The sequence below is a fragment of the Streptomyces sp. NPDC056231 genome, from assembly GCF_048270745.1.
In the GTDB taxonomy this organism is placed as follows: Bacteria; Actinomycetota; Actinomycetes; order Streptomycetales; family Streptomycetaceae; genus Streptomyces.
The window spans coordinates 1-17,369 of the sequence record NZ_JBLVKW010000073.1; the positions used below are offsets into that span (position 1 = coordinate 1).

General features: G+C 69.4%; 14 protein-coding genes. 5 read left to right on the forward strand and 9 right to left on the reverse strand.

Annotation, left to right across the window (positions count from 1 at the left end; genetic code table 11):
* The 3 genes from ACNPQM_RS35120 to ACNPQM_RS35130 form a co-directional block, all read right to left on the reverse strand.
* The coding region (locus tag ACNPQM_RS35120) for an ABC transporter substrate-binding protein (RefSeq protein WP_418087157.1) at nucleotides 1-536 on the reverse strand (536 nt) is incomplete at its 3' end.
* 406 nt (nucleotides 537-942) lie between these two features.
* A complete protein-coding gene (gene typA, locus ACNPQM_RS35125; protein ID WP_358861436.1) occupies nucleotides 943-2,814 on the reverse strand; it encodes a translational GTPase TypA in 1,872 nt (623 codons plus the stop codon).
* 694 nt (nucleotides 2,815-3,508) lie between these two features.
* Nucleotides 3,509-5,860, reverse strand: a complete 2,352-nt coding sequence (locus ACNPQM_RS35130) for an ABC transporter family substrate-binding protein (RefSeq protein WP_418087158.1) — start codon at nucleotides 5,858-5,860, stop codon at nucleotides 3,509-3,511.
* Nucleotides 5,861-6,145: 285 nt separating this feature from the next.
* Between ACNPQM_RS35130 and ACNPQM_RS35135 the strand changes: the two genes are divergently transcribed.
* From ACNPQM_RS35135 to ACNPQM_RS35150, 4 genes are all read left to right on the forward strand, one after another.
* Nucleotides 6,146-6,394: a hypothetical protein gene (locus ACNPQM_RS35135; RefSeq protein WP_358861434.1), complete on the forward strand. Its 249-nt coding sequence runs from the start codon at nucleotides 6,146-6,148 to the stop codon at nucleotides 6,392-6,394.
* A gap of 116 nt (nucleotides 6,395-6,510) precedes the next feature.
* The gene (locus tag ACNPQM_RS35140; protein ID WP_418087159.1) at nucleotides 6,511-7,380 is read left to right on the forward strand and encodes a hypothetical protein; all 870 of its coding nucleotides are present in this window, start codon (nucleotides 6,511-6,513) and stop codon (nucleotides 7,378-7,380) included.
* Nucleotides 7,381-9,297, forward strand: coding sequence for a fumarate reductase/succinate dehydrogenase flavoprotein subunit (locus tag ACNPQM_RS35145; RefSeq protein WP_418087160.1), 1,917 nt, complete (start codon nucleotides 7,381-7,383; stop codon nucleotides 9,295-9,297).
* Nucleotides 9,294-10,067 (forward strand): succinate dehydrogenase/fumarate reductase iron-sulfur subunit, encoded by a 774-nt coding sequence (locus ACNPQM_RS35150; RefSeq protein ID WP_418087161.1) that lies wholly within the window; start codon nucleotides 9,294-9,296, stop codon nucleotides 10,065-10,067. The genes ACNPQM_RS35145 and ACNPQM_RS35150 overlap by 4 nt, the downstream gene beginning before the upstream one ends.
* Before the next feature lie 120 nt (nucleotides 10,068-10,187).
* On the opposite strand, the gene ACNPQM_RS35155 is transcribed toward ACNPQM_RS35150, so the two are convergent.
* The 5 genes from ACNPQM_RS35155 to ACNPQM_RS35175 all read right to left on the reverse strand — a co-directional run bounded on the left by ACNPQM_RS35155 (nucleotide 10,188) and on the right by ACNPQM_RS35175 (nucleotide 15,518).
* On the reverse strand, nucleotides 10,188-12,746 hold the full coding sequence (locus tag ACNPQM_RS35155; protein WP_418087174.1) for a SpoIIE family protein phosphatase: 2,559 nt from the start codon (nucleotides 12,744-12,746) through the stop codon (nucleotides 10,188-10,190).
* Nucleotides 12,747-12,940: 194 nt separating this feature from the next.
* Nucleotides 12,941-13,369, reverse strand: coding sequence for an ATP-binding protein (locus ACNPQM_RS35160; protein WP_358861431.1), 429 nt, complete (start codon nucleotides 13,367-13,369; stop codon nucleotides 12,941-12,943).
* Nucleotides 13,370-13,521: 152 nt separating this feature from the next.
* Entirely contained in the window at nucleotides 13,522-13,971 is a 450-nt protein-coding gene (locus ACNPQM_RS35165) for a (deoxy)nucleoside triphosphate pyrophosphohydrolase (RefSeq protein WP_358861430.1), read from the reverse strand.
* Between the two features lie 72 nt (nucleotides 13,972-14,043).
* Nucleotides 14,044-14,244 (reverse strand): SPOR domain-containing protein, encoded by a 201-nt coding sequence (locus ACNPQM_RS35170; protein ID WP_418087162.1) that lies wholly within the window; start codon nucleotides 14,242-14,244, stop codon nucleotides 14,044-14,046.
* A 521-nt stretch (nucleotides 14,245-14,765) separates the two neighbouring features.
* Nucleotides 14,766-15,518 (reverse strand): GntR family transcriptional regulator, encoded by a 753-nt coding sequence (locus tag ACNPQM_RS35175; RefSeq protein WP_358861428.1) that lies wholly within the window; start codon nucleotides 15,516-15,518, stop codon nucleotides 14,766-14,768.
* Nucleotides 15,519-15,653: 135 nt separating this feature from the next.
* Here ACNPQM_RS35175 and ACNPQM_RS35180 point away from each other — a divergent pair, with 135 nt between their 5' ends.
* Nucleotides 15,654-16,748 carry a threonine synthase gene (locus tag ACNPQM_RS35180; RefSeq protein WP_418087163.1) on the forward strand — a complete coding sequence of 365 codons (1,095 nt, stop codon included), beginning with the start codon at nucleotides 15,654-15,656 and terminating at the stop codon, nucleotides 16,746-16,748.
* Between the two features lie 17 nt (nucleotides 16,749-16,765).
* Here ACNPQM_RS35180 and ACNPQM_RS35185 read toward each other — a convergent pair whose 3' ends face one another.
* Nucleotides 16,766-17,254, reverse strand: coding sequence for a cupin domain-containing protein (locus tag ACNPQM_RS35185; RefSeq protein ID WP_418087164.1), 489 nt, complete (start codon nucleotides 17,252-17,254; stop codon nucleotides 16,766-16,768).
* Between the last annotated feature and the right edge of the window lie 115 nt (nucleotides 17,255-17,369).

The window sequence follows — 17,369 nt, forward strand, 5'->3', positions numbered from 1 at the left end:
GTGCTGTCGTCGACGACCTTCAGACCCGACATGGCGTCAGCCTTGGGCTTGGCCTTCTCACCATCGGGGTGGACGTCGGCGAAGCCCTTGATGTCGCCGAACCAGGACGCGTTGGTCTGGGCGTTCTTGATGTTCGCGGCCCAGTTCCACGCCTTGACGTAGGACTCGGCGGTGACCGGCGTTCCGTCGTGGAACTTCCAGCCCTTCTTGAGCTTGACCGTCCAGAGCTTGCTGTCCTTGGTGTCGACAGACTCTGCGTTGACCATGATGAGCTTGCCGGCCGGGTCGTAGTCGACCAGCTGCGAGAAGATCGCGTCGGTGACGATGCTGCCGTTCGACTCCATCGTGTTCGCCGGCTGCAGCGGGTTCTGCGGCTCACCGGTCTCGACGGAGAAGATGCCGTTGGCGTTGACAGCACCCTTGGCGCTGTCACCCCCCTTGCCCTTGCCGCTGTCACTGCCGCCACCACAGGCGGTCGCAGCCAGGGCGATGATGGCCGCTCCCGCGACCCACTTGGCGCTCTTGGCACCACGCATGGGTTTCCTCCTCATGAGTCCACTTTTGACTACAAGAAAGGCACTGGCGTGATACACCGACACCCCTGACGGCGATCGTTTCAGTGCCTCGAGTGTGCTCGTGAGTCGGCACTCCCCACAGTGCGTGACCCATTGACCCGAGCTCAATGGAGCCAACTATTAAGTACGCACGGGCTGTAAACCACACTTAAAGGGTCTCGGTTTGACAACATCGACCGGGCCCGGTTGACCGAAATCCGGACAAAGTAATCCCAGACAGACACCCGCGAAACGGACCGTTACCACATGTTCCGGAGAGCGACGCCCGATATCCGGACACCCCGGGCAGGAAAAGGAGTTGACGAAGGGCCCGGGCCTCCACAGTGTCTGTGGCGGCCCGGGCCCGGTGTCAAGAGGTCGTACGAGGTCAGCGCTTGGCGCGCGACGCGGCGCGGCCGCGCTCCTTCTGGTCCAGGACGACCTTGCGGATGCGCACGGTCTCCGGAGTCACCTCGATGCACTCGTCCTCGCGGCAGAACTCCAGGGACTGCTCCAGCGACAGCTTCCGGGCCGGCACCACGTTCTCCGTGGTGTCCGCGGAGGCGGCACGCATGTTGGTGAGCTTCTTCTCCTTGGTGATGTTCACGTCCATGTCGTCGGCGCGGGAGTTCTCGCCGATGATCATGCCCTCGTACACCTCCGTGCCGGCCTCGGTGAAGATGACACCGCGCTCCTGGAGGTTGACCATCGCGAACGGCGTCACGGAACCCGCGCGGTCGGCGACCAGCGAGCCGTTGTGACGGGTGCGCAGCTCGCCGAACCACGGCTCGTGGCCCTCGAAGATGGAGTGCGCGATGCCCGTACCGCGGGTCTGCGTCAGGAACTCCGTACGGAAGCCGATGAGGCCGCGGGACGGGACGATCCACTCCATGCGGACCCAGCCCGAACCGTGGTTCGTCATGGTCTCCATGCGGCCCTTGCGGGTCGCCATCAGCTGCGTGATCGCACCGAGGTGCTCCTCGGGGGAGTCGATCGTCATGCGCTCGATCGGCTCGTGCGTCTTGCCGTCGATCTGCTTGGTGACGACCTCCGGCTTGCCGACCGTGAGCTCGAAGCCCTCGCGGCGCATCTGCTCGACGAGGATGGCCAGCGCGAGCTCGCCGCGGCCCTGGACCTCCCAGGCGTCGGGGCGCTCGGTGTCCAGGACGCGGAGCGACACGTTACCGATCAGCTCACGGTCGAGGCGGTCCTTCACCTGGCGGGCGGTGACCTTGTGACCCTTGCCGCCCTTGCCGACGAGCGGCGAGGTGTTCGTACCGATGGTCATCGAGATGGCCGGCTCGTCGACCGTGATCAACGGCAGCGCGACCGGGTTCTCGGGGTCGGCCAGCGTCTCGCCGATCATGATGTCCGGGATACCGGCGATGGCGCAGATGTCACCCGGGCCCGCCTTCTCGGCCGGCTTGCGGGTGAGCGCCTCGGTCATCAGCAGCTCGGTGATGCGGACGTTGGACATCGTGCCGTCGCGCTTGATCCAGGTGACGGTCTGGCCCTTGCGCAGCTCGCCCTGCTCGACGCGGCAGAGCGCGATACGACCGAGGAAGTTGTCGGCGTCGAGGTTGGTGACGTGGGCCTGCAGCGGCGCCTCGTCGTCGTACTCCGGAGCCGGGACGTGCGCCAGGATCGTGTTGAAGAACGGCTCCAGGTTCTCGCTGTCGGCCGGGACGGTGCCGTCCTCCGGCTTGGTCAGCGAGGCGACGCCGTCACGGGCGCAGGCGTAGACGATCGGGAACTCGATCTGGTCCTCGTCCGCGTCCAGGTCCAGGAACAGGTCGTACGTCTCGTCGACGACCTCGGCGATCCGGGAGTCCGGCCGGTCCGTCTTGTTGATGCAGAGGATGACCGGCATCTTCGCGGCGAGCGCCTTGCGCAGCACGAAACGGGTCTGCGGGAGCGGGCCCTCGGAGGCATCGACGAGCAGCACGACCGCGTCCACCATCGAGAGACCGCGCTCGACCTCGCCGCCGAAGTCGGCGTGGCCGGGGGTGTCGATGATGTTGATCGTGATCGGGTCCCCGCCGTCCTTGGGGTGATACTTCACCGCCGTGTTCTTGGCGAGGATCGTGATGCCCTTCTCACGCTCCAGGTCGTTCGAGTCCATCATGCGTTCGTCGAGGTTCTCGGCGGCGTGCGCGGCGAAGGCGCCGGCCTGCCTCAGCATGGCGTCGACCAGCGTGGTCTTGCCGTGGTCGACGTGGGCGACGATGGCTACGTTACGGATGTCGTGGCGCGTGGGCATTGGGTGGCTTGCGCTTCTCTCGGATCGTGGGATCAGGCGTCTCAGTCGGTCTCAAGTCCTCGTACGCCCGCCGGGCGGACGCGCCACGGCTACCCCCCATGGTACGGGGCTGGCGCCGTAGCGGCTTCCTGGGCAAGGGTTACCGGCCGCTCACAGATGGCGACCGACGCCGCCGGCCGCGCGGGCCGCGGCCGGGCCGTTGTCGCCGAACGCCTCGTCACAGCCGACCGCCCAGGCGCCCGAAACCGTTCAGTTCGCCACATCTCCGACGGTCTGCTCGCCCTTCGCTCCCCCCGCTGCGGAGGAGCGGAAATCGGCCTCGCCCGGGCGGAGGGTGCTGTACGCCACATACCGGCCGTCCAGCCGCGCGGCCGGGCCTCTGTCCGCCGCCTCCCGGGCCGGAGCCGCCTCCCCGCCCGTCGACGCGATGGCAGCCCAGCGCCCTCGCGCTTCGTGTTTCTGCCCCCGTCGTCGTGTCTTCCGGTGAATTTCACCGGCGGCCACGGACTCCCCGGCCGGGGGCCGCCTCGACGCGGCAGCTGAGCGGCGTCGGAGGGGAGAAGGGGATGCGCAGCGTGGGGGTGTCTGCGCATTGATTGCCCGGGTCAACAGGTAGCCACGACCTTGCCCGCCGAGCGTCTCGGCGGGCAAGGGAATTGAGTCACTTCTGAGCTTCCGCTGCGGCCCTGACCTGCTACTTCTTACGATTCGCGGGAGATCCTGCCGCTTGCGGCTTCTTGAAACCGATGTCCTGGTAGTGCGGGAATCCGAAGCCGAAGGCGCCGACATTCACAAGCTTCTTGTCGGTGGCCACGAGCTGTGGGCGCTGATACAGCGGAATCGATCCTGCGGCCGCCCAGATCCGGGCGTCCGCCTGCTTCATCAGGTCCTCGGCAGCCCCCTCGTCGAGTTCGGAGACCGCCTGGTCGAAGAGCTGGTCGATGTGGTCCGTACCGACGCGGGTGTAGTTCTGCTCGACGAGCAGCGAACCGTCGGTGGCAGGGACCGGCTTGGCGAAGATCGGCCGATCGTCGGTGGCCGGATAGGCGGTGGCGGGCCAGGAGTACAGCGCCAGGTCGTAGTCGCCGGAGGCGACATGGTCCTTGAAGTAGCTGGCGTCCGGGACCTTGATGATCTCGCTGCGGATGCCGACCGAATCGAGCATGGCCGAAATCTTGTCCCCCACGGTCCGCAGCGGCTCCGAGCCGGGTCCGGACGGCAGGACGAAACGCAAGGTCAGCAACTTACCGTTCTTGCCGAGGGGGCCGCGGACGGGCTCGGCGCCCCCCTTGGCCGGGGCCGCCGGGGCCGCAGTCCCCTCGGGGGCGTAGGCGCCGACGGCGCCGCCCGGCCCGCGCTCCTGGGCGGTGACCTTCTCCCGAGTGCCCTCGGCAGGGCGGGCATCGGTGACGGTACGGGCGTCGGCGTAGGCGGCCGAGAAGGTTCCGGCCTGGCGCAGCAGCGCTGCGCTCTGGACGGCGGCGGCCGGAGCGGGGGCGAGGACGCGGCTGATTCCTTCGCCGTCACCCGGCTTGTTGTCGCCGTCGGTCTTCGCGGCCTTCCCTTCCTTCGTGGCCTTCGCCTCCTTCGTGGCCTCGCCCGCCTTCTCCTCGGCTGCCTTGCCCTTCGCCTTCTCGCCCGCGCTGCCCGCCTTCGTACCGTCGGGCTTCTTCGCCGCGCCGTCCCGGGTCCAGCCGGCGTCCGCCAGCAGCGCCAGCGCCGCCCCGGTGTCCTGGTCGCCGATCGCCCCACTGCTGTCCTGGTAGCCGCGCTGCCCGGCCACTGCCAGGTGGCTGCCGAGCGGGGCAGCCGGCAGGCCGAGCGGACTCAGTACGACGTCGGCGAGCTCCTGGCGGTTCAGGGCCCGGGCGACCGCGCGGCGCACCCGGTTGTCGGCCAGTGGCCCGGACTCGCCGTTCAGCGCGAGCTGGGTGTAGGCGGGCTCCAGCGACTTGCGGAGAACGTAGGCGCGCAGCCTGTCCTGCTCGGAGGCGTACACCTCGGCGGCCGCCCTGGCCTTCTCCCTGGCCGCCCGGGCGACCGCCGCCGCTTTCTCGTCCGAGCCGTGCGCCACGGCCCAGGAGCGCATCGCCGCGGCCGGGCCGCTCTCCCAGCCGGGGCCGTGGGTGAGCGGTTGCCCGCTGCTCCCCTTGTCCCGTCCCGCCGCCACGATCCGGTGCGCCGCCGCCGCGTCGACATCGGCGACGTCGATCTTGCCCTCGACCAGCGCCGCGGTGCGGTCCTGCGGCTTGACCGCACGGAAGACGATCGAGTCGAGCCTCGCCTGGCCGCCCCACCAGCGCGGGTCGCGGACCAGGGTGATGGCACCCTTCCCCTGGTCCACGCTGCGCAGCCGGAAGGGTCCGGAGGTGGCCCCCAGCGTGGTCCGCGCTCCGTCGTTGAAGGCCTTCGGGGAGCCGGTCACCTCCTTGGGGTACAGCGGGGAGAAGAGGGAGCGCCAGTCCGCGTACGGCTTGGCGAAGGTGACCCGGACCTCCAGGTCGTTGGCGCCGCGCTCGATCCGTTCGATCCGCTCGTAGCCGGCGTTGCGGGCGGTCCAGAACGCCGAGTCCTTGCCGCTCAGCGCCCGCCACTGGGCGACGAAGTCGGGGGCCCCGATCCCCCGGCCGTCGCTCCAGACCGCCTGCTGGTTGAGCCGGTAGAGCACGACCTGCTTGGGCTCGCGCTCGACCACCTCTGCGGATTTCAGATAGTCCTGGTTCATCTGCGGGGTGCCCTTGGCGTCGAGCGGGAATAGCGTCGGCAGCAGTGCCCCGGTGATGCGTGTGGTGGTGGCGTCGGCGTCCGCCTGGAAGGCGTTGAAGGTCGCGGGCATCGCGTCGATCGCCCAGTTGACCGTGCCGCCCTCGGCGACCTGGCCCCGGCCCGCGGGGGCTACGTCCTGCGGAACGGCGACGGCGGCGGTGCCCTCCTCGTCCGAGCTGTCGCACCCGGCGAGCGCGGGGATCGTGAGCACACCCGCGACAAGGAGCGCGAACGGGCGGCGCTTTCGGACCGTTCCGCGCGGGACGCCGACGTGGGACATGGCTGATACCTCCGGGGCCGGCCCGGCCCACCCGTACTCGAATGGACCAGATGATGCGTATGTTGGTGGCATTGGCTGCTGATCACACTGGTTCCGCTCATCCAATGAAGGTGCCCACGCGCGCGAGACGGCGCAGACACGGCGCACGGCCCGCGAACCTCACCTGTGCGGCGGAGCACCGGGCAAAGACAGGGCGGCCCGCTCCCTTCCCAAAGGGGATGTGACGCGCGACACTCGCATGCGCATGCGCATTGCCACCCGCTACTGCGGAGGTGAGAGCAAGTCATGTCACTGCAGGACGAGTTGACTGCTGTTCAGCACTGCCTCGACGACCTGGTCCGCACCGTCGGACGGCTGGAGCGGAGCCTCGCGCGGCTGCGCGCGGCCGACACCGGTCCGCAGCCACCCGGCCCCACCGCCGGCACCGACCCCGTCGACGGCGTCATCACCATCACCGAGGCGCCGTACGACGCCACCCTGTGGACGGACTCGGACGACGAGGGTCTGGGCGTCCGCGGCAGGCACGCCCCCTAGGGCGTGTTGCGAAAGTCCCGCCTGCCAGGCGACGCCTGGCCCGCACGCTCAGACGCCGCCCGGCCCGCACCACGGCCGGACGACGCTCCGTTCGAAACGCGCCCCAGGAGGGTTCCTTGGCCACCGGCACAGAACCAGGTACGGAACCATCCCGGCGCAAGACCCCCGCGCGGCACGGCGCACGTACCACCCGGCCGTCCGGCGTGCACGACGCCTCGCGGGCTGCCATCGGCGCCCGCCACCTGCGGACCGATCGCTGGTGGCTGGCCCCCGCGGTCACCGCGGGCGGGCTCCTCGCCTTCATCGTCTACTCGACCTGGCGGGCCTTCTCGAACGCCGACTACTACGCCGCCCCCTATGTGTCGCCGTTCTACTCGCCCTGTCTGGCGGAGAACTGCGCGCCCATGCGGCACGGCCCGAACTGGGAAATCCTCGGCAGCTGGTGGGGCCTCTCCCCCGCCCTGCTGATCCTGGTCTTCCCGCTCGGCTTCCGGCTGACCTGCTACTACTACCGCAAGGCCTACTACCGGGGCTTCTGGGCCTCACCCCCGGCCTGCGCGGTCGCCGAGCCGCACACGACGTACACCGGCGAGACCCGCTTCCCGCTGATCATGCAGAACATCCACCGGTACTTCTTCTACGCCGCGATGCCGGTCGCCGGGATCCTCACGTACGACACCGTGCTCTCCTTCCGCGACGAGCACTACTCCTGGGGCCACATGGGCCTCGGCTCCCTGATCTTCCTGATCAACATCACGCTGATCTGGGCGTACACCCTGTCCTGCCACTCCTGCCGGCACATCATCGGCGGCCGGCTGCGGCACTTCTCCAAGCACCCCGTGCGCTACCGGCTGTGGGGCTGGGTGGGCCGGCTGAACGCCCGGCACATGCTCCTCGCCTGGGCCTCCCTGATCAGCGTGGCGCTCGCCGACTTCTACGTGTATCTCGTCGCCTCCGGCGCCTTCGACGATCCGAGGTTTTTCTGAATGACTGAGCTCGAACGGCAGAAGTGGGACGTCGTCGTGGTCGGCGCTGGTGGCGCCGGGCTGCGCGCCGCCATCGAGGCGCGGGAGCGCGGGGCCCGTACCGCGGTCATCTGCAAATCGCTCTTCGGCAAGGCACACACGGTCATGGCGGAGGGCGGAATTGCCGCCTCCATGGGCAACGTGAACTCCGGGGACAACTGGCAGGTGCACTTCCGCGACACCATGCGCGGCGGGAAGTTCCTCAACCAGTGGCGGATGGCGGAACTGCACGCCAAGGAGGCGCCGGACCGGGTCTGGGAGCTGGAGACCTGGGGGGCGCTCTTCGACCGTACGCCGGACGGAAGGATCTCCCAGCGCAACTTCGGCGGCCATGAGTACCCGCGGCTCGCCCACGTCGGCGACCGTACCGGCCTCGAACTGATCCGCACCCTCCAGCAGAAGATCGTCTCGCTGCAGCAGGAGGACCACCGCGAGCACGGTGACTACGAAGCCCGGTTGAAGGTCTTCCAGGAGTGCACCGTCACGCGGGTGCTCAAGGACGGCGAGAAGGTCAGCGGGACCTTCTGCTACGAGCGCGAGTCCGGCCGCTTCTTCGTCCTCGAGGCGCCCGCGGTCGTCCTCGCCACCGGCGGCATCGGCAAGTCCTTCAAGGTCACGTCGAACTCCTGGGAGTACACCGGCGACGGCCACGCCCTCGCGCTGCTGGCGGGCGCGCCCCTGCTGAACATGGAGTTCGTACAGTTCCATCCGACCGGCATGGTCTGGCCCCCGTCGGTGAAGGGGATCCTCGTCACCGAGTCGGTGCGCGGCGACGGCGGGGTGCTGCGCAACTCCGAGGGCAAGCGGTTCATGTTCGACTACGTCCCCGATGTGTTCAAGGAGAAGTACGCGCAGTCGGAGGAGGAGGGCGACCGCTGGTACGAGGACCCGGACCACAACCGCCGCCCGCCCGAGCTGCTGCCGCGCGACGAGGTCGCCCGCGCCATCAACTCCGAGGTGAAGGCGGGCCGCGGCTCACCGCACGGTGGTGTCTTCCTGGACGTGTCCACCCGGATGCCGGCCGAGACGATCCGGCGGCGGCTGCCCTCGATGTACCACCAGTTCAAGGAGCTGGCGGATGTCGACATCACGGCGGAGGCGATGGAGGTCGGCCCGACCTGCCACTACGTGATGGGCGGAATCGCCGTCGACTCGGACACCGCGGCAACCGTCGCCGTGCCCGGTCTGTTCGCAGCGGGCGAGGTCGCCGGCGGCATGCACGGCTCCAACCGGCTCGGCGGGAACTCCCTCTCCGACCTGCTGGTCTTCGGCCGGCGCGCCGGGCTGCACGCCGCCGAGTATGCGAGCGGGATCGGTGACCCGCCGGTGGTGGACGAGGAACAGATCGACACGGCGGCGGCGGAGGCACTGCGTCCGTTCAGCACCGGGGAGCCTGACGCCGCCGCGGGGCCCACGGAGAATCCGTACACCCTCCACCAGGAACTCCAGCAGACGATGAACGACCTGGTCGGCATCATCCGGCGGGCACCCGAGATGGAACAGGCGCTGGAGAACCTCGCCGAGCTGCGGAAACGGGCACGCCGCGCCGGGGTCGAGGGCCACCGCCAGTTCAACCCGGGCTGGCACCTCGCCCTGGACCTGCGGAACATGCTGCTGGTCAGCGAGTGCATCGCCCGGGCCGCGCTGGAACGCACGGAGAGCCGCGGCGGCCACACCCGCGAGGACTGTCCGACGATGGAGCGCTCCTGGCGGCCGGCCAATCTGCTCTGCCGACTGTCCGACGACGGCGCCCTGCCGCTGGGCGGCCGGATCGAGCTCGTACGTAAGACGACCGAACCCATCCGACCGGACCTGCTCTCCCTCTTCGACAAGGAGGAGCTGGTCAAGTACCTCGCCGAAGAGGAGCTGTACGAGTGAGCAGCTACGAAGCCCGGTTCAGGGTCTGGCGCGGCGACACCGACGGCGGTGACCTGCAGGACTTCTCGGTCGAGGTGAACGACGGCGAGGTCGTCCTCGACATCATCCACCGGATCCAGTCCGGCCAGGCGGGCGATCTGGCGGTGCGCTGGAACTGCAAGGCGGGCAAGTGCGGGTCGTGCAGCGCGGAGATCAACGGACGGCCACGGCTGATGTGCATGACCCGCATGTCGGTGTTCGACCGGGACGAGACGATCACCGTCACTCCGCTGCGGGCGTTCCCGGTGATCCGCGATCTGGTGACGGATGTGACCTTCAACTACACCAAGGCACGGGAAGTGCCCGCCTTCGTACCGCCGGAAGGGGTGAAGGCGGGCGACTACCGGATGCAGCAGGTCGATGTGGAGCGTTCTCAGGAGTTCCGCAAATGCATCGAGTGCTTTCTCTGCCAGGACACCTGCCATGTGGTCCGCGACCACGAGGAGAACAAGGCAGCGTTCGCCGGACCGCGCTTCCTGATGCGGGTCGCCGAGCTGGACATGCACCCGTTGGACGCCGCCGCCGAGTCGGGGCTCGACCGGAAGGCGACGGCGCAGGAGGAGCACGGGCTGGGCTACTGCAACATCACGAAATGCTGTACGGAGGTCTGCCCCGAGCACATCAAGATCACGGACAACGCGCTGATCCCGCTGAAGGAGCGGGCGGTGGACCGCAAGTACGACCCGTTGGTGTGGCTGGGGAACAGGATCCGGCGGCGGCAGGCTCACTGAGACCGGTCAGCCGAGCAGCTGGACGATCGCCTCGATGGAGGATCACGTCGTGACGGCCCCGGGCGGATCGCCGGGTCGCGGGAGCGGCGGCCGTACCGACCCCGCGTCCCGGTCCCGCGTTCAGAACATGCTCAGCAGCTGCTCGACCGAGCGCTCTGCGGCCGGTTCCCCGTCGGGCAGCGGCAGTTCGAACCAGACGGTCTTGCCGCGCGGAGTCCGCCTCGAACCCCAGGCCGCACTCAGCAGTCCGACCAGCTGCAAGCCACGTCCGCCCTCGTCCGTGTCGCGTGCTCGGCGTCGCCGCGGCTGGACGAGGCCTGCGTCCCATACCTCGCACACGAGCGTACGGTCGCGCAGCAGCCTGAGCCGGATCTCGCCCTCGCCGTAGCGCAGAGCGTTGGTGACCAGCTCACTGACGAGCAGTTCGGTGGTGTCCACCAGGTCGTCGAGTTCCCAGTCGAGCAGTTGTCGACGGGCCAGTTCGCGGGCGCGGGCGACGGAGCGGGGTTCGCGCGGCAGCCGCCAGTCGCCGACCGCGTCGACCGGCAGCCCCTGGATGCGGGCCATCAGCAGGGCGATGTCGTCCTCACCGTGCCGGGTGTCGAGGGTGGTCAGTACGTGGTCGCAGACGTCCTCGAGCGGGAGCTCGGGTTCGACGAGGGCGTTGCGCAGTGCCTGCAGTCCTTCGTCGAGCGGGTGGTCGCGGGACTCGACGAGACCATCGGTGTAGAGGGCGAGGAGGGCACCCTCCTTCAGTTCGACCTCGACTTCCTCGAAGGGTTCGCCGCCGACGCCGAGCGGCATCCCGGGCGGGACGTCGAGCAGCAGGGCAGGTTCGCCCGGCTCGACCACAACAGGGGGGAGGTGTCCGGCGTTGGCGAAGGTGCACCGCCGGGTGACCGGGTCATAGACCGCGTAGACACAGGTCGCCAGGTAGACCTCGGAGAGATCCGCATCCCGGGCCTTGTGGGACGCCCGTGACGGCCACTGGGCGCCGCCGAGGCCGTCGGAGGGGGTGCTGGCACCGGGGGTGCCCAGACCGCGGGCGACCTCGTCGAGCGCGGAGAGCACCTCGGCGGGTTCCAGGTCGAGGAGGGCCAGGGTCCTGACTGCGGTGCGCAGTTCACCCATCGCGACGGCGGCTCGCAGCCCACGGCCCATGACGTCGCCGACCACCAGGGCGGTGCGGTGTCCGGGGAGTTCGATCACGTCGAACCAGTCGCCGCCGACCTCGGTCGCGGTGTTGCCGGGGAGATAACGGCAGGCGATGTCGAGACCGGCGGCCTCGGGATCGCCCGGTGGCAGCAGGCTGCGCTGGAGGATGAGCGCGCGTTCGTGCTCGCGCCGGTAGAGGCGGGCGTTGTCGATACAGACGGCGGCGCGGGCGGCGAGCTCGGTGGCGAGGGCCCGGTCGCGTTCGCCGAAGGGTTCGCTGCCCTTGGTACGGGAGAACTGGACGAGGCCGACGACGGTGTCATGGGCGACCATCGGAACGGCAAGGGTGGACTGGACGAAGCCGCAGTCGTCGCCGGGGACGACCTCGATGTGGCCGGTCCGCAGGGCCATGGAACAGGGGGAGTTGAAGGAGTAGCGGTGGACGGCACCCAGGGCGGGCGGGTCGGTGGCACCGTCGGTCGAGGTGCTGTCCGAGGCAGTGACCGGCAGGACATCCGACACGGCGCTGGCGAAGGCGACACGGCGCAGTTCCGCGGATCCGCCGACGGACTCGTGGTGGAGCGAGCCCCAGCTGCCGGGCGGTGCCTCGTCACCGGTGAGCAGCCCCTGATAGAGGTCGACCGAGGCGAGGTCACAGAAGCCGGGTACAGCGACGCCGAGGAGTTCGCGGGCGGTGGTCTCCAGGTCCAGGGAGTTGCCGATACGGGCGCCGGCCTCGTTGAGCAGGGCCAGGTTGCGGCGGGCGCTGGCGGCCTCTCGGGCGGCGATGTGCCGACGGGTGACATCGGTGGCCAGTCCGGCTATGCCGATGGGGCGGCCTGCTCCGCTGTGCACGCGGTAGAGGTCCATCGACCAGTGGCGGTTCTCGGTGTCGCCCGGCGCGGTGCCCACGAGTTGGAGATCGGTGACGGAGTCCCCGGTCTCCAGGACCTTCCTGAGTGTGGCGGTGAGCCGCTCGGCCTCGGGACGGGCGAGATAGTCGTCGACCGTGCGGCCGCGGTGGTCGGCGGCCTGGCCGCCGAAGACGGTGGCGAAGCGCTGATTGGCGCGCACGACCGTGAAGTCGGTGCCGAACAGCACGAAACCGAAGGGAGATTGACCGAAAATGGCCTGCGATGCCGCGAGGTCCGTCTCGATACGCCGCAAGGCGCGGACGTCCACGACGATGCAGAGAGCGGCCGGTTCCCCGCTCTCCGTCTCGCTGGGCATGACATAGACCTCGGCGAGACCGTGCACGGCGTCCTCGCCCGGCATCCGGAAGGGGACGAGGCCCGTCCATTCCTTGCCGTCGAGTATCTCGCCGACCCGGCGATGACCGCCGGTGCGCAGCTCTGCGGGCATGAAGGTCTCGACCGGGTCCCTGCCCACCGCCTCGTGCGCGGCAATGCCGAAGAGGCCGGCGGCCCGGCGGCTCCACTGCTCGATCAGCCCGTCGGGGCCGATCGAGAAGGAGGCGACCCTGATGTAGTCATAGATCGAGCCAGGCGGGCTGCTCTGCCACACGACATCGCCCGCTGTCCCAGGTATTTCGCTCACGCGACCGTCCCCTCCAGCTCACACACCGGACCGGTCCTGCCCGCAGTATTCAGCACTGCGGCGCTTACCGACACGGCGTTCACGATCACAGCACGGCCACAGTCCCTTCCAGCCAGGTTCTGCCCGACCTCTGGTGATCGCAGTGTGTCCCACCCCCACTCCTAACCAGGGAGAGCCAGCTCGAACCACACCGTCTTGCCACTCTTTCCGCGCCGGGTCCCCCAGCGGCGTGCGGAACACGCCACCAGCTGCAGCCCTCGGCCACCTTCGTCGTCAGGTGCGGCAGCACGTTCGGTGGGCGGATCCGGAAGCGGATCGGAAACTTCCACAAGCAGTCCGGGGCGGGCGTCCGGAGCTTCGCCATCGAGGCGGGGGCGCACCAGCCGCACCCCGATGGGGCCCGAGGCGTAGCGCAAGGAATTGGTCACCAGCTCGCTGACCAGCAGGACGGTCACATCACCCACGGCCGCGTCGAGCCCCCACCCCCGCAGCGTCTCGTGGACCGCATGCCGAGCAGTACGCACGGCGCCGGGCACTGCCGGAAAGGTCCACTCGGCGCAGTCGCCTTCGGTATCGATCACGCCGATCACTTCCCAAGACCAGCAGCGAGGAACGTCCTGTTTATGGGGGGCTAATCAGCACATACCCGATATTCAGGGCGGCCTATCGCGGGAATCGACGCGTAGGGCGTACGGGCGTACGGGGATGTGCGCGCAACGCGCACCAGAGGAGGTGCGCCCGATCAGCGGCACGCGCCGCCCGGCAGGCTCCGGGTCGGCGCGGCTCCGGTCGGCGCGGATCCGGCCGGGAGGCGGCGCATGGCTTCGGCAACCGCGGGCCGGTCCTGATCCAGCCAGTCGACCTGGTCACCCTCGCCGGGCCCGAGCCAGCGCAGCTCGTCGTGGTCCTGGAGCGGCGCCGGCACGCCGGACACCACCCGAGCGGTCCACACCTGGAGTACGTATCCGGGCCCCAGCGGCCACTCGCCGGGGATGCGCTCCAGCGGCTCGGCCTCGACGCCGAGTTCCTCGCGAAGTTCACGTACGAGCGCCTGTTCGCCACTCTCCCCCGGCTCCAGCTTTCCACCGGGCAGCTCCCAGCGGCCGGCCAGCTCGGGCGGGGCACTGCGACGCGCGGCCAACAGACGCCCCTGGTCATAGACGGCTCCGGCCACCACCACGCGATCACTCATAGCCCGGAGCGTAGTCCCCGGCTCCACCCCTCACAGGCCCCGCCCCGTTCCACCCCCGCAGCCGGCCGTCGGTCACGGCCGGGCGCTCTGCCCGATGCGCTCCACCCAATAGAGCTGCTTGTGTCCGCGATTATGGAGATTGTCGGCGATCTTCTGCGCCTCGTCCTGTGTGGCATACCTGCCGACGCGGTACCGATTGCCGTTGTCGTCCTGCCGTATCACCAGCCAAGGGAGCACGGCACCACCGTCGCTCATCGTGTCCCTTCCGAGCATTGAGTCCCTCCCCTGAACGGCGCGCACGTCTCTAGGGATCCCCAGGAAACCGCAGTGCGCATATGCCCGAGCGTACGCCTGACCTTTACGCAACGGATAAGTAATTACACAAAGAGATACCGATCCGGCCAGCGCGAAGGCGCGCACCCACTCGGATGCGCCCCCAGCGCCTCACGGATCGGTTGTGCCGCTCACGCTCCCGCCGCCTCTGCCGGCCCCGGCCCGGCGCCGCGCACAGCGTCGGCATCGGCATGAGGGCCGGGCCGGCGGCCGGGACGACAGGAGCAGGACATGACAATGGTCACCGTCAGTGATGACCCCTCGGTTACGGGAACCGCGTGGGCGTCAGCTCGTCGTCACGCCCCCAGGGCAGTCCGTCCGGGTATCGGTCACTCCACAGAACTCCCGGCCGCGAGCCCGCCGGGGCCCGGAAAAGTGCCGCGCGAGCGCTTCGCAGAGAGACCGGCGCGGAGCTCGTCAGCAGGCCCGCGACGAAGCCCGCCGGCGCGCCGAACCGCCGCTCACCTGACAGGAAGGTGGTAGGCGATCCGGTAGCGGTCGGCGGGCACCACCACGTCCGCCGTCTCGACCGCCCGCCCCGATGCGTAGTACGTACGCCCGATCACCATCACCACATGACCCGGCACACCGCCCAGCGCCAGGAGTTCCTCCGCCAGCCCCGGGCGCGCGCCCACCTGCTCGACCACGTTGTCCACGACGACATCGATCGCGGCCATCCGCTCGACCACCCCACAGCCGCCCAACGGGCCCTCCTCCGGCAGCATCACCGGCGTGCGCCCCGTGACGGCGAGGGGCTCCCAGGAGGTGGAAAGCATCATCGGCTCCCCCGCTTCCCGGAAGATGTATCTCGTACGCATCACCCGGTCACCCGCCTCGATACCGAGCCGCTCGGCGATCTCCGGACTCGCCCCTTCCTGCTCGCTGCGGGACTCCCACGTCCCCTGCACCCCGTCCGCCGTCTGTTCCTGGCGGAACGGGCTGGCACCGGCGTCCGGACGGTATCCGGAACGGGCGATGCGACGCGGGACCGGGCGCTCACGCACATACGTACCGGAACCGGAGCGTCCCTCGACCAGCCCTTCGGCCATCAGCACCTTGCGCGCCTCCAGCGCGACCGTGTCGGAGACTCCGTACTCCTCACGGATACGGGCCTGCGAGGGCAGGCGCGTATGCGGCGGCAGCGAACCATTGGCGATCTTCTCTCTCAGATCGCTTGCAACGCGCAGATAGGCCGGCTGCTCACCGAAAGTCACAGGGCACTCCCAACAGGTTGACAGTCTGCAACAGCCTTGCAACCGTCGGTTGTGGACCGCAAGCACGGGCCAAAGTTTCACCCGAAGTGATGAGCCAGTACCCCTTCCTGCCACACGGCTGACATCCTGGCGGGCATGGCCACGTTTCTCTGCCCGCAGGACGGCACCCGCGCCGACACCACATCCCTGACCTGGTGCTGTCCGGTCTGTCGCGGCCCCTGGGACCTCGACTTCGAGCCGGACGCGCCGCTCTCCGTCAACGCGCTTGCCGGGCGCGTCAATTCACTGTGGCGTTACGAAGAGGTGCTGCCCCTCTCCTCGCCCACCACCAGCCTCGGCGAGGGCCGCACACCGCTCGTGCCGCTCACCGGCACGGTCTCCGCCAAGCTCGACTTCCTGATGCCGACCCTCTCCTTCAAGGACCGCGGCGCCGTGATGCTCGCCGAGCTGGCCCGCCGTCTCTCCCCCGATCGCGTCGTCGCGGACAGCAGTGGCAACGCGGGAACGGCCGTCGCCGCGTACTGCGCGCGGGCCGGACTGCCCTGCACGGTGTACGTCCCCGAGGGCACATCCCCCAAGAAGACCGAGCAGATCCGGGCCCACGGCGCCCGCCTGGAGATCGTCCCCGGCGACCGCGAGGCCACCGCGCAGGCCGCCAGGGCCGCCGCCGATTCCCCTGGCATCTTCTACGCCTCGCACGTCTTCAACCCGTACTTCCTGCACGGCACGAAGACGTACGTGTACGAGATGTGGGAAGACCTCGGCGGAAAACTCCCCGACGCCATCGCCGTACCGGTCGGCAACGGCACGCTGCTGCTCGGCGCGGCGCTGGCCACCGCGGAACTCCTCGCCCAGGGCCTGATCGACGCGCGTCCCGCCCTGATCGCCGTACAGGCCGAGGCCGTGTCGCCGCTGGCCACCGCATTCCACCGGGGCGCGGACGGTCTGCCCGGGCGGGCCGCCTCCGCCGCCCCCACGCTCGCCGAGGGCATCGCCATCCCCCGCCCGCCGCGCGCCCGCCAGATCCTGGCGGCGGTGCGGGAGTCGGGCGGCACCTTCCTCACCGTGACGGAGGATCAGATCCGCACCGCGCAAAGGGACCTGGCGGGCCGCGGTTTCTACGTCGAGACGACCGGGGTCGCCTGCTGGGCAGCGGTCGGCGGCTGGACGGACCGCAGCGTGGTCGTGCCCCTCTGCGGAGCAGGACTCAAGACGGGCCTGGCCCCCTGATCAGGGGCCACCGAAGGCTAAGGGCTGTCCGTCCAGTACGTGTCGTGCTTGATGAAGAACTCGGCCCGCTCCTCCTCCGACCACTGCGCGGCCTCCGCCACCTTCTGGAAGTACTCCTCGCGGGGCGCACCCGGTGTGAACAGCAGCAGCATCGACGCCGGGGCCTCGGAGTCGTTCCGGAAGGCGTGCAGACCGCCCTGCGGTACGTAGACGAAGTCGCCCTGCGTCGCGTCGACCCACTGCTCGCCGTTGTAGATCCGCACCGTCCCGTCGAGGATGAAGAACGACTCCGAGATGGACCGGTGGAAGTGTGTGGCCGGTCCGCCGGCTCGGGGCGCCATGTCCATCCGGTAGAGCCCGAATTCGCCGTGCGTCGTCTCCGTGGTCGCCAGATAGTGGGTACTCCCGCCGCTGCGGGTCAGCAGATTCGCCGCCGTGCCCGCCGGCCGGTACGTGGCGCTGATCTCGCCCTTGCCGTCCGTGTACGTCGGTTCCGGGTACGACATTCCGTTTCTCCTCCGTCGGTCGAACTGCCGGCCGTTCACCCCGCGCGTCGCCCGCCCGCGGCGCCGTCATCCTTACGTTCGCACGGTGAGCGTCTCGCGCGTCCCTCTCGCCACG

Bases quoted from the DNA above. Each gene is read 5' to 3' on its own strand.
- typA (WP_358861436.1), bottom strand. From the start codon at position 2,814: ATGCCCACGCGCCACGACATCCGTAACGTAGCCATCGTCGCCCACGTC.
- ACNPQM_RS35130 (WP_418087158.1), bottom strand. From the start codon at position 5,860: ATGTCCCACGTCGGCGTCCCGCGCGGAACGGTCCGAAAGCGCCGCCCG.
- ACNPQM_RS35135 (WP_358861434.1), top strand. From the start codon at position 6,146: ATGTCACTGCAGGACGAGTTGACTGCTGTTCAGCACTGCCTCGACGAC.
- ACNPQM_RS35145 (WP_418087160.1), top strand. From the start codon at position 7,381: ATGACTGAGCTCGAACGGCAGAAGTGGGACGTCGTCGTGGTCGGCGCT.
- ACNPQM_RS35165 (WP_358861430.1), bottom strand. From the start codon at position 13,971: ATGAGTGATCGCGTGGTGGTGGCCGGAGCCGTCTATGACCAGGGGCGT.
- ACNPQM_RS35170 (WP_418087162.1), bottom strand. From the start codon at position 14,244: ATGCTCGGAAGGGACACGATGAGCGACGGTGGTGCCGTGCTCCCTTGG.
- ACNPQM_RS35180 (WP_418087163.1), top strand. From the start codon at position 15,654: ATGGCCACGTTTCTCTGCCCGCAGGACGGCACCCGCGCCGACACCACA.
- ACNPQM_RS35185 (WP_418087164.1), bottom strand. From the start codon at position 17,254: ATGTCGTACCCGGAACCGACGTACACGGACGGCAAGGGCGAGATCAGC.